Raw genomic sequence first — 12,182 nt, forward strand, 5'->3', positions numbered from 1 at the left:
CCAGGTGCAGATGGGAGAGTGGAGGTACCCCCCTCACCTGCTTGGAGTTCCATATCGTGTCACCACGCTTGTTTTACCGCACCGTTGCCATCGCCGAAGCGGTGACCTGGACGCTCCTGATCGTGGCGATGCTGTTGAAGTACGTCGCGCACGTCGAGAGCCAGTTCGCGTTCATCGCCGGTTTCGTGCACGGCCTGGTATTCATCACGTACGCCGGCACGGCGGTCCTCGTCGGGCTCAACCAGTACTGGCCGGCGAAGCGCATCGTGCTGGCGGTCGCCACCGCGATCGTTCCCTACGCCACAATCCCGTTCGATCGCTGGCTCGAGAGGCGCGGTGAACTCGAGGGCGAGTGGAGGACGGACGCGACACCTGACCGCCGCGACCGGCTGTGGGCGCGACGGTTGCTGCGCTGGTTCCTGAAGCGCCCGGCGCTGCTGGTCACCGTCTTCGCACTGGCGGTCGTGGTGATCTTGGGCACGCTGCTCGTGGTCGGCCCTCCCGGCGGGCGGGCGTAACCTCCCCCCTCGCGCTGCGGAATTCGCGAGCGCGGCAGACTTTGCTCGCGCTGAAGTTTCTGCCTCGCGCTGCGGATTTCGCCACGCGCGGTGGGCGTGCCATGCGCGCGTGGCAGAAACCGCAGCGTGAAGGCCACGCAACCGGCGGAAGTAGACTGGGAGCACCCCCGGCATCCGTTTCTTCAAGGAGCATTTCCCTGTGACCGACACCGCTGCATCCCCCACTACCCGCGGCGTCGCCGACACCGTCTCCAACGCCCGAGCGACGCCGGAACGAGAGCAGCCGTACGGCGCCCTCGGCCTGAAGGCCGACGAGTACGCGAGCATCCGCGAGATCCTCGGGCGGCGCCCCACCAGCGGCGAGCTGGCCATGTACTCGGTGATGTGGAGCGAACACTGCTCCTACAAGTCGAGCAAGAACTACCTGCGCCAGTTCGGGCAGAAGGTCACGCCGGCCATGAAGAAGAACCTCATGGTGGGCATGGGTGAGAACGCCGGCGTCATCGACGTCGGCGAGGGCTGGGCGGTCACGTTCAAGATCGAGAGCCACAACCATCCGAGCTACATCGAACCGTTCCAGGGCGCCGCGACCGGCGTCGGCGGCATCGTGCGCGACATCATCTCGATGGGCGCCCGCCCGGTCGCCGTGATGGACGCCCTGCGCTTCGGGGCCATCGACCACCCGGACACCGCGCGGGTCGTGCACGGGGTCGTCTCCGGCATCTCGTTCTACGGCAACTGCCTGGGGCTCCCGAACATCGGCGGCGAGACAGTATTCGACTCGGTCTACCAGGCCAACCCGCTGGTCAACGCACTTTCGGTGGGTGTGCTCCGGCACGAGGACCTGCACCTGGCCAACGCCACGGGCGCCGGAAACAAGGTCGTGCTGTTCGGTGCACGCACCGGCGGCGACGGCATCGGCGGGGCATCCATTCTCGCCTCGGACACGTTCAGCGCGGGCGGGCCGACCAAGCGCCCGGCCGTCCAGGTCGGCGACCCGTTCGCCGAGAAGGTGCTCATCGAGTGCTGCCTCGAGCTCTACAAGGAGAAGCTCGTCGAGGGCATCCAGGACCTCGGGGCTGCCGGCATCTCCTGCGCCACCAGCGAGCTCGCGTCCAACGGCGACGGCGGCATGTTCATCGAGCTCGAGAAGGTGCTCCTCCGCGACCCGAGCCTCACCGCCGAAGAGATCCTGATGTCCGAGAGCCAGGAGCGCATGATGGCGGTCGTGGCGCCGGAGAAGCTCGAGGGTTTCCTCGCCGTCACCGCGAAGTGGGACGTCGAGACCAGCGTGCTCGGCGAGGTCACCGACTCCGGCCGCCTGATCATCAACTGGAACGGCGAGGAGATCGTCAACGTCGACCCGCGCACGGTCGCCGTCGACGGCCCGGTCTATGACCGTCCGGTCGCCTACCCGACCTGGCTCGACGCGCTGCAGGCCGACTCCGCATCCGCTCTCCCCCGGGCAACGGATGCCGCCACGCTGCGTGAGCAGTTCCTCGCGCTGCTCGGCTCGCCGAACCTGGCCGACCCCAGCTGGATCACCGACCAGTACGACCACTACGTGATGGGCAACACGGCCCTGTCGTTCCCCGACGACGGCGGCATGATCCGCGTCGACGAGGAGTCCGGCCTCGGCTTCGCCATCGCGACGGACGCCAACGGCCGATACTGCCAGCTCGACCCGTACCGCGGCGCCCAACTCGCCCTGGCCGAGGCTTACCGCAACGTCGCCGCGACCGGCGCCGTGCCGGTCGGCATCAGCGACTGCCTGAACTTCGGCTCGCCGGAGAACCCCGAGGTGATGTGGCAGTTCGCGCAGACCGTCGAGGGTCTCTCCGACGGATGCCTCGAGCTCGAGATCCCGGTCACCGGCGGGAACGTGTCGTTCTACAACCAGACCGGCGACGTGCCGATCCACCCCACCCCGGTGATCGCCGTGCTCGGTGTGATCGACGACGTCGCTCGCCGCGTTCCCAGCGGCTGGCAGGACGACGGCCACAACATCTACCTGCTGGGCATCACCCGTGAGGAACTCGACGGTTCGGCGTGGGCCGGCGTCGTGCACGACCACCTCGGCGGCCGCCCGCCGGAGGTCGACCTCGGTCGCGAGGCCGCACTCGCCGGGCTGCTGCACGCCGCGTCGCAGGAGGCGCTGGTCGACAGTGCCCACGACCTCAGTGAAGGCGGGCTCGCCCAGGCCCTCGCCGAAGCCGTGCTCCGTTTCGGTGTCGGCGCCCGGGTCTGGATCGGCGACATCTGCGAGCGCGACGGCGTCGACGCATCCGTCGCCCTGTTCTCGGAGTCGGCCGGCCGGGTGATCGTGTCGGTGCCGCGGGAGGACGACGTGAAGTTCCTCGGCCTGTGCGAAGGCCGCGACTACCCGGTGCTGCGCATCGGCGTGACGGATGCGACGGCGCCCGGCATCGAGATCCAGGACCAGTTCACGGTCACCCTCGACGAGCTGCAGGCCCGCCACCGCGGTACGTTGCGCCAGGCGTTCGGCGCCTAGGCCCCTCCGGGAGGCGCTCCACCCCGTGCGGGCCTGTCCCGCCGGGCGGCCGGTGTTGCGCGCGTGGGGCAAACTGCCGCCTCCGGGCCGGTGTCGCGCTCCGTGCGGGCAAATGCCGCCTTCCGGCCGGGCTGGGCGGCACTTTGGCCGCACGGAGCGTTGTTCGACCTTTTTCCACAGGCCCAGAGTCGCGTTCCACAGGTCCAGGGTCGCGGAATCGCCCTGTGGATAACCGGGGTGGAGCTGGACGAGTCGTGCCACCATCGGGCGATGACCAGACCGGCTTCGCTACCCGAGGACCTGCCGCCCGGCCCCTTCGACGTCCGAGAGGCGAGGCCTCTCGGTGTCAGCCCGGGCCGGCTCAGACGCTCAGACCTGCGCCGGCCCTTCCACGGCATCCGTTCTCCACGGTCAGCGCCAAGGTTCGACGCCGTCCCCGGTGAGACCGTGCAGTCCGCGTGGGTCCGCGCCCGGGCCAGGACCGAAGCCCGTGCCCGCGAGTACTCCGTACGGATGCCGTCTGACCAGTTCTTCAGCCATGTCACCGCAGCGCTGCTCCACGGCCTCCCGCTGCCACGCCGCTTCCTAGAGCGCCGATCGCTCGATGTCGCGACCGCGGTGCGTGGGCGGCGGCGCTCGGGTGTCGGCGTGCACGGGCATCTGGTGCCGCACGTCGGGATGGTCGAGGCGAATACCGACGGTCTCGGCGTCGCATCCGTGGTGGACGTGTGGTGCCAGCTGGCCACGTCGCTCTCTCTTGACGAGTTGATCGTTGTGGGCGACAGCCTGGTACGGCGCCAAAGACCGCTCGCGACGTTGGTCCAGCTGGAGCAGGCGGTCGCCTCTCACTCCGGCAGACCGGGCGTGCGCCGACTGAGGGAGGCGCTGGCCCTGGTCAGAGTGCGTACCGACTCCCCCCGGGAGACCCGGCTCAGGTTGATCATCGTGCGCGCGGGCCTCCCTGAACCCGAGGTGAACGCCGAAATCGTCGATCGATACGGCGTGTTCCTGGCCTGGGGCGATCTCGTCTACCCGCATCAGCGGGTGTTGGTCGAATACGACGGCGAGCAGCACCGCGACGACGAGGAGCAGTTCCATCGCGACGTCGACCGCGTGGACGCGCTGATGGAAGAAGGATGGCGCGTCATCCGCTTCAACAAGAGCCACCTGGGACCTCGGCAGCCGGAGATCATCGGCAGGATCCGCCGCGCCCTCCTCGAGCGCGGCTGGAACCCGGCGGCCTGAGAGGGCGACCGTCCGGAACCGCGTGCGGCCAAAGTGCCGCGACCCGCCACCGGCGGACGGCACTTTGGCCGCACGCGCGCTGGCGGGGAACGGCCGGTACTTCCGAGGGTTGGCCGCACTTGCTCTCGAGCGGTGAGACCTGCCTTGACTTTGACTTGACGACATGTAAACCTAGTGGACACGTAATCAAGGCCTCCCTTGTTTGCGATCGTCAGCACCGAGCTCGGCGAGGAATCAATCCAGATGTCACGGTGCCTGACTCTCCACAGCGCGTGGCGCCAACGATGGCGTGACGCTTACGAAAGGTTGTGCCAATGACGGATGCAACGACCCTCGCCGATAAGACCGTCAATACGGTCCTTGGCCCGATCCCCGCTCATGAACTGGGTGTGGTCGCCGTCCACGAGGCGCTGCTTTCGGTGGTCCCCGGGGCCCAGTATGCACCGGACATCAGCATGGACCGGGCGGAGATCTTCGAGATCCTGGCCTCGAAGCTGAGCGACTTCCGCCAGCACGGCGGACAGACGATCGTCGACAGCACGGGCATGTTCCACGGGCGCGACGTGAACCTGTACGAGGCGCTCTCCCGCTCGACCGGGGTGCACATCATCGCCTCGACGGGCATGGGTCCCGAGGAGATGCTCGGCGGCTACTTCCTGACGCCGCAGACGAACCCGCCGACACCATGGCCCGCGGAGAAGTTCGCCGACCTCTTTTCCAAAGAGGTCGGCGACGGCATGGTGGTCCCGCGCGTTGAACGCCGGGGCCGAGCGGGGCTCGTGACCACCACGGCCGCCCGGAGCGGCATGACGCCGACCGAGGAGAGCCTCTTCCGCGGCGCGGCCAGGACCGCGCTGAACACCGGCGTGGCCGTGTCCATCCGTTTCGGCGCCGACCCGCTGCACGACCTCGACATCGTCCTCGGCGAGTCGCTCCCCGCCGACCGGGTGCTCGTCGGCGGGCTGGACCGCACCGACGCATTCTCGGCCGGCGCCGCCCTTGCGGTGGCTCGCCGTGGCGCGTACGTCGGTTTGGACCACGTCGGCCTGGACGACGACGCCGATTACGTGACCGACCGCGAACGCGCGGCCCTGGTCATCGAGCTCGTGGCAGCCGGCCACGGCGACCAGATCGTGCTGTCAAGCAATGCGATCGGCGTGGCCAAGGGACTGCCGGACTACAACCTGCCGTTCAGCCACGTCCTGTCCGCATTCGTCCCCCTCCTCACGTCACTGGGCCTCAGCGACGAGGATGCCCAGCGCATCCTCGTGGACAACCCGCGCGATCTGCTTTCGCTCTCCATCTCGTAACTTTTACTACTTCCTTAAGGTGAGTCTGTTGTCAAAGGTGAACACAGTGCTGGGGACGATCCCGGCCGAAGAATTGGGACTCGTGGCGATCCACGAGCACATCGGATACGGCATGCCCGGCAGTGAGCTGGACACGACCTGGTGGAAGACGCCGGAGCAGCGGTACGAGGAGACGGTGCCGAAGCTGCGAAAATTCCACGAGTACGGAGGCGGGACGTTCGTCGACGCGACGGGGATCTGCAACGGCCGCGACGTCGACTACTACAAGTCCCTGTCAGCCAAGACCGGGGTGCACATCGTGGCCTGCACCGGCTTCGTCGGCGGCGACACCGCGCTGCCGCACTTCGCCCGGGCGACCGTGGAGTACCTGACCGAGGTCTTCACGCACGAGATCACGATCGGAATCGGTGACACCGGCAGCCGCGCCGGCGTCATCAAGGTCGGCGTGAGCCGCGGTGGGCGGATGACGGAGCTCGACAAGCGCATCTACCGGGCCGCGGCCCGCGCTTCGTTGTCGACCGGCGTGCCGATCCTGACTCACCTGGCGATCGACGCCGAGAATGCGATCGCGATCTTCCAGGAGGAAGGACTTCCCCTGGACCGCGTGTTGTTCGGACACGTCGACGACGGGGTGAACGCCGACAAGACCCGGGACACCTGGATCGCCGAGCAAGGCGGCCGGGTCGGGTTCGACACCTTCGGATACGAGACCGAACTCGAGGACCCGCCGTTCTGGGCCCGTCCGCGCCAGGAACGCCTGGACCACTTCCTTCGGTTCCTTGCCGCAGGGCATCTGAACGTGGCGTTCGCCGGGGCCGACGCCAACTGCAGCCCACTCGGCTGGCCCGGAGTGAAGGGCCACACCGTGAACTACATCTTCGAGGACCTCATCCCGGACCTCCGCAAGTCCGGTCTCGACGAAGCCACCATCAGAACCATTTTCGTGGACAATCCGGCCGATTTCCTGTCGATCCACGCCTGACCCCCACCACCCGCATCCCCGTTCTTCCAGGTTCGCCCTGGGTCAAGGAAGAGAAGAACAATGAAGACTTCGGACATTCAGAACCTCACGATCGCCATCGTCGGCGCCGGCTACGCGGGAGCAGCGGCCGCCAACGCCCTGAGCCTGGCCGGCGCCGACGTCACGGTATACGAGCAGGCGAGCCAGATCCGGGAAGTCGGGGCCGGTATCGGCCTCCGTCCCGCAACCATGCACCGGTTCCGCCAGTGGGGAATCTTCGACGAGATCGCGAAGGTGAGCTCGGCAAGCGACTACTTCCAGATCCTCACGGCCACCAATCAGCCGATCATGCAGGAGAACTGGCCCGCCTTCGCCGAGGAGACGAAGACCCAGCTGATCCACCGCGGGGACTTCATCGACGCTCTCCTGGGCGTGCTCCCCGAAGGCATGGTGCGCCTTGGCCACAAGCTGCAGTCGATTGACGACACAGGTGACCGTTCCACGCTGACGTTCACCAACGGCGAGACCGTCGAAGCCGACCTGGTCATTGGCGCCGACGGCATCAAATCGGTCGTCCGCGAGCAGCTGTTCAGCGACAAGAGCCCCGTCTTCTCGGGCGAGCACGCCTACCGCGTGGTGATCTCTGCCGATGACGCCCACGGACTCGTCGTCGACGACAACCTCCGGATGTACATCGGCAAGGGCGCGAAGGTTTACCTGCTGCCGCTGCGCCACCGCAACCAGGTTTCCTTCGACATCACCGCCCTGAACCCTGACGGCACCTGGGCCCCCGCCATCACCAAGGATGAACTCGTGGCGAGTGTTGCGGGCTTCGACGACCGGATCGTGAGCATCGCCCGCGGCCTCGACCTCGACACCGTCAGCATCCGTGCCGTCTACGACATCGACCCGGTCGACACGTGGCACTCGGACTCCGTCGTGCTCGTCGGCGACGCTGCCCACTCGATGCTGCACCACCAGGGCCAGGGCGCCAACTCGGCGATCGAAGACGCAGGCGCCCTCGCCGACGCCCTCGCACAGGCGGACTCCCTGCCGGAGGCACTGGCGCTGTTCCAGTCGACCCGCAAGCCCGTCACCGACGAACTGCAGCGCATCTCACGCAATGGGTGGTCAGAAGAGGAAATCAACGACGTCTTCCCCGGCCAGAAGCCCGTGTCCCAGGAACAGGCCTGACACCGTGCCGCTGCATCCCGAAATCGCCACCCTCATCGCCAACCTGCCCGAGCCTCTGCCGGGACCGATCGATCCGGTCGCATTTCGCGCTGGCGAAGAGGCGATGGTTCCCGCACCGGAGGACCGCCTGCCGCTGCACTCCGTCGAGGACGCGACCGCCCAGACCCCGGTGGGCGAGGTCCCGGTGCGGATCTACACCCCGGTCGAAGACGCGTCGCACGGCATACTGGTCTACTTCCACGGTGGTGCGTTCTTCCTCGGCAGCCTGGAAACGCACGACCACGTCGCACGAGCACTGGCCAGGGAGACCGGGCTCACGGTCGTCTCGGTCGGCTACCGCCGGGCGCCGGAGGCGGCCTTCCCGGCGGGACTGGAGGACTGCTACGGCGTGGTCCGCTGGGTCGCGGAGAACACAGGGCGACTGGGCTGGGACGGCCAGACCCTGGCGATCGCAGGCGACAGCTCCGGCGGCACCTTCGTCGCAGCAGTCGCGGCGATGGCGCACGATGACGGGTTCACCCAGCTCACGCACCAGGTGCTGTACTACCCGTCCCTCGACCTGGACTTCGACGTCGAGCGCTACGCCTCCCTGCGGGAGAACGCCGAGGGTTACGGGCTGGAGACGGCAGGCCTGAAGCCGTTCAACGCCTTCTACCTCGACAGCGGAGCGGATGCGGCGGATCCGCTCGTCTCGCCGATCAAGCGCGAAGACCTCTCTGGCCTGCCGCCGGCCCTCATCCTCACAGCAGAGTTCGATCCGCTGCGCGACGAGGGCGAACTGTACGGCCAGCGACTCCGTGAGGCCGGGGTGGACGCGACGGTCACCCGCTACGCCGGCGCCAACCACGGGTTCGTGCAGAACTTCTCCTGGCTCCCGGAGTACTACCGCGCGTTCACAGAGACCGCTGCGTTCCTGGGACGGCGCGCTGAGCGATGACGCGGGACGTGAAGATTCACCCGCTGGTCTCTCCGTGGGGTCGGTTCGGCCTGTACAGCTTCTTCATCGATGCGCCGGAGCCGGCCATCGTCGACACCGGGATCGCCTCGTCCCCGGCGGAGGGGATGGCGCCCGCGCTGGAGGCGCTCGGACGTCGAATCGAGGATGTCCGCTGGATCCTGCTCACCCACGGTCACATCGATCACCTCGGCGGCGCGCACGCACTCTGGGAGCTCACCGGCCGACGCGCGAAGGTGGTCATCCACGAAGCGGATGCGCCGATGCTGCGTTCCCGCCGGGCCCACGTCGACGAGTACCTGGCTGGGCGGGGCCCGTACCTGCACGACCCAGACGGGGAAGCCAAGCAGCTCGCGGCGGCCCAGGCGGTCATCTCCGGGGAAATGGAGCCGACCGTACTCGTCAACGGCGGCGAGACCTTGTCGCTCGGCGGCGACGTCACGGTCTCGGTCCACGCCATCCCCGGCCACACGCCCGGCTCCGTGGCGTACGTGGTCGACGGCCAGAACGACGTGTTCGTCGGCGACGCCGTGCAGGTGCACGGCGCGGCCAACGGCTTCCCCGGCTTCGTCGACCCGATCGCCTACCGGGCGAGCCTGGAATACCTGCGGGACGAGATCCGACCCAACCACCTGTACCTGGGACATCCGTATCGCACGGCGAACGGGGAACCATACGGTGTCGAGCTCGATCGCGAGCAGGCGCGGAAGGCACTCCAGGGGAGCCTGGAGATCGAGGCTCGGGTCGGCGACGCGGCGCGCGACTGCCTGGCAGCAGGCCTGCACGATTCCGCGTCGCCGTACTCCCCGTTTGCGCCGGCGGCCGAGGCGCTCGGCTACGCGGGCGATCCGACGCTGGAGCCGTCGCCGTTCTTCACGTCGATGCACGGCTACCGCACGCACTTCACCCACACGACATTCGACCACACTGCCTGACTATGACTAAGGAGCCGTTCACCATGGCTGACTTCCACACCATCCGGGCGGGCGAGCAGACGATCGCCGTTCGCAAGGACATCCGCGTGCCGATGCGGGACGGCGTCGAGCTCGCCGCGGACACCTACCAGGGCCGGGGCGACAAGCCACGCCCGGCACTGGTGGCGCTGAGCCCCTACGGCAAGGAACTTCAGGCGCTGGCACTCACCACCCCGCCGCAGCGGCGGCCCAGCCCGATGTGGGACGGCTGCATCGAAGCGGGCGACATCGCCCGCATCGTCAAGGAGGATTACGTCCACGTCATCGGCGACCTGCGCGGCTCGGGCGCCTCGGGCGGCGAACACATCGGGAACTACAACGCCGGTGGTGTCTCACTGGGCCAGGACGCCTACGACTTCATCGAGTGGGTCGCTGCACAGCCGTGGTGCGACGGTAACGTCGGCATGGTCGGGATCTCCTACTTCGGGTCCATGCAGGTGCTGGCCGCCGCCGAGCGCCCGCCGAGCTTGAAGGCCATCTTCGTCAGCGGCGGCCACTACGACTTCTACGAAACCACCTATCACGGCGGCGTCATGTGGTTCATGCCGCGGGCCGCGCGCGAGGGCCGCGGCGGCGACTCCGGCTGGGCGTTCACCGACAATGTGAAGTCGCGCATGATGGAGACGCATTCTCCCGAGGAACTGAAGGAACGTGTCGCCGCGCGCCTGAAAGACCCGGACGTCGCCGCCTGGCCCAACCTGGTGCATGTGCTGAACTACCCGAAGAACCACGAGGCCTGGTTCGACATCGTGATGAACGAGGTCGACGGCGAATGGTACGAGGAGCGCAACCCCATCACGCTGGCCCCGAACATCGACATCCCGGTCTGGCTGCAGCTCGACCAGGGCCGCGGATGGACCCTGGACGGCACCATCGAGTTGTTCGACGCGCTGAAGGGCCCCAAGAAGTTGACCATCGGCCCCTACCCGCCGATGCAGTCGCGTCCCTTCATCGAAGAGCACGACAAGATGTTCCAGTGGTACGAATACTGGATCAAGGGAATCGACAACGGTGTGATGGACGAGCCGGCGGTCAGCGTTTTCGTTGAGGGATCGCGTAACATCGTGACGGCGGACCAGTGGCCGCCCAAGGACATCGAATACACCTCGCTGTACCTGCGCCCCCGCCACAAACTGTCCCCGGAGCCCGAGCCGATGGGCGTCGAATACGCCGCCCCTGACGGCTTCTACCAGGCACCTCTCACGGTCACCGACACGGTGGAGATCCTGAGCTGGAGCACAGACCCGTTCGAGCAGGACACGGAGATGATCGGCACCGGTGCGGCGCACATCTTCGCGGAGATCGACCAGGTGGACACGAACTTCGTCCTGCGCCTCTGGGACGCCGCTCCGAACGGCAAGCGCCAGCTCATCACCACCGGCTACCTCAAGGCCTCGCACCGCGAGCTCGATGACCGCACCACCGAGGGCAGCCCGTTCCACCCGCACACTCGTGCGGTGCCCGTGGAGCCCGGGGAGATCGAGGAGTACGTGGTGCGCCTCTACCCGTTCGCGAACACCTTCAAGCCCGGTCACCGTCTGACAGTGGAATTGTCCAACGCCGAGCCGCTGGCCGATGAGCACAATGCCCTGCTGCCGCCGGATGCCTTCCACCTGCCGGTGGGCCGACCGGTCACGCACAAGATCTACCGCGATGCCGCCCACCACTCCCGGCTGGTGCTGCCGTTCACGACGCCCAGCGTGGCAGAGAAGCGGTAACGGATGCCCTCTGCGGGGGCCGGCGAACATCCGCCGGCCCCCGCAGAAGAGCCTTTACCTGCAGGCTGTGTGCGCTGTGTGGTCAGCCGTCGCCGAGCAGCTTCACCCACGCCTCGGCGAGGACGTCGAATGCGGGATCGGTCTCGAGGTCCCACTGGTGCCGGATCCAGTGCACCGTCGTCCGGTCCAGCATCTCGAAGGCGAGGACGCCGCGAAAGTGCCTCGTCGCGGGATCGAAGCGGTCCGCGAGGTCGAGGCCATCCATGATGTCGCGGACGACCTCTTCCGACCACCCGTCGACCAATTCGAGGATTTCCGGCTCGACGGCGGCAGCCGCGTGCGCAGACACGATGTAGGGGCGGATCACGGGCCAGCGAGCCGACTGCTGCCGGAGCCAGGCGCCGATCGCCTCTGCGGTGCCTGCTCGCACGACATCGACCAGCGCGACCGCCGTTGAGCCGTGCGGTGATTCGTCGCGCTCGAGGATGACGTTGAGCTCGGCGATCAGTGTGGCCATGATGGCGCGCCGGGACGGGAAATGGGCGTAGAACGTCACCCGGGTCGTCTCCGCGGCGGCCGCGATGTCGTCGATCGTCGTCGCCGAATAGCCCTGGGACTGGAACAGGTCGAGGGCAGTGGCGAGCAGGCGCTGGCGCGTCTGCTTTTTCTGCAGTACCCGGAGATTCGCCATCCGTTCAGCATACCGACGAGATCGTTCGGTAATCGCTATGTCAGATCACTTGACATTGTGTAAGTCTTAGTTCACGCTGTTGCCGTACCGGTCTGCCCGTCCCG

General features: G+C 67.5%; 10 protein-coding genes. 9 read left to right on the top strand and 1 reads right to left on the bottom strand.

Annotation, left to right across the window (positions count from 1 at the left end; all coding sequences use genetic code 11):
• Positions 1–56 precede the first annotated feature (56 nt).
• From AB4Y94_RS05680 to AB4Y94_RS05720, 9 genes are all read left to right on the top strand, one after another.
• Positions 57–518 (top strand): DUF3817 domain-containing protein, encoded by a 462-nt coding sequence (locus AB4Y94_RS05680; RefSeq protein WP_441725945.1) that lies wholly within the window; start codon positions 57–59, stop codon positions 516–518.
• A 199-nt stretch (positions 519–717) separates the two neighbouring features.
• Entirely contained in the window at positions 718–3,030 is a 2,313-nt protein-coding gene (gene purL, locus AB4Y94_RS05685; protein ID WP_441725947.1) for a phosphoribosylformylglycinamidine synthase subunit PurL, read from the top strand.
• Positions 3,031–3,543: 513 nt separating this feature from the next.
• Complete coding sequence (locus AB4Y94_RS05690) at positions 3,544–4,275, top strand: endonuclease domain-containing protein (protein WP_441725949.1); 732 nt, start codon at positions 3,544–3,546, stop codon at positions 4,273–4,275.
• 314 nt (positions 4,276–4,589) lie between these two features.
• Positions 4,590–5,585 carry a phosphotriesterase gene (locus AB4Y94_RS05695; RefSeq protein ID WP_441725951.1) on the top strand — a complete coding sequence of 332 codons (996 nt, stop codon included), beginning with the start codon at positions 4,590–4,592 and terminating at the stop codon, positions 5,583–5,585.
• Positions 5,586–5,622: 37 nt separating this feature from the next.
• Complete coding sequence (locus tag AB4Y94_RS05700; protein WP_441726675.1) at positions 5,623–6,567, top strand: phosphotriesterase family protein; 945 nt, start codon at positions 5,623–5,625, stop codon at positions 6,565–6,567.
• 60 nt (positions 6,568–6,627) lie between these two features.
• Positions 6,628–7,740 carry an FAD-dependent monooxygenase gene (locus tag AB4Y94_RS05705; protein WP_441725954.1) on the top strand — a complete coding sequence of 371 codons (1,113 nt, stop codon included), beginning with the start codon at positions 6,628–6,630 and terminating at the stop codon, positions 7,738–7,740.
• Between the two features lie 4 nt (positions 7,741–7,744).
• Positions 7,745–8,677 (top strand): alpha/beta hydrolase, encoded by a 933-nt coding sequence (locus tag AB4Y94_RS05710; protein WP_441725957.1) that lies wholly within the window; start codon positions 7,745–7,747, stop codon positions 8,675–8,677.
• 8 nt (positions 8,678–8,685) lie between these two features.
• Entirely contained in the window at positions 8,686–9,630 is a 945-nt protein-coding gene (locus tag AB4Y94_RS05715) for an MBL fold metallo-hydrolase (RefSeq protein ID WP_441725960.1), read from the top strand.
• Between the two features lie 23 nt (positions 9,631–9,653).
• Positions 9,654–11,387: a CocE/NonD family hydrolase gene (locus AB4Y94_RS05720; RefSeq protein WP_441725962.1), complete on the top strand. Its 1,734-nt coding sequence runs from the start codon at positions 9,654–9,656 to the stop codon at positions 11,385–11,387.
• 82 nt (positions 11,388–11,469) lie between these two features.
• Here AB4Y94_RS05720 and AB4Y94_RS05725 read toward each other — a convergent pair whose 3' ends face one another.
• On the bottom strand, positions 11,470–12,078 hold the full coding sequence (locus AB4Y94_RS05725) for a TetR/AcrR family transcriptional regulator (protein ID WP_441725964.1): 609 nt from the start codon (positions 12,076–12,078) through the stop codon (positions 11,470–11,472).
• Positions 12,079–12,182 lie beyond the last annotated feature (104 nt).

This window comes from Glaciibacter sp. 2TAF33, from assembly GCF_052114945.1.
GTDB lineage: Bacteria > Actinomycetota > Actinomycetes > Actinomycetales > Microbacteriaceae > Cryobacterium.

Coding starts and splice junctions, on each gene's coding strand:
- AB4Y94_RS05705 (WP_441725954.1), top strand. CDS start 6,628: ATGAAGACTTCGGACATTCAGAACCTCACGATCGCCATCGTCGGCGCC.
- AB4Y94_RS05695 (WP_441725951.1), top strand. CDS start 4,590: ATGACGGATGCAACGACCCTCGCCGATAAGACCGTCAATACGGTCCTT.
- AB4Y94_RS05725 (WP_441725964.1), bottom strand. CDS start 12,078: ATGGCGAATCTCCGGGTACTGCAGAAAAAGCAGACGCGCCAGCGCCTG.
- AB4Y94_RS05720 (WP_441725962.1), top strand. CDS start 9,654: ATGGCTGACTTCCACACCATCCGGGCGGGCGAGCAGACGATCGCCGTT.
- AB4Y94_RS05690 (WP_441725949.1), top strand. CDS start 3,544: ATGCCGTCTGACCAGTTCTTCAGCCATGTCACCGCAGCGCTGCTCCAC.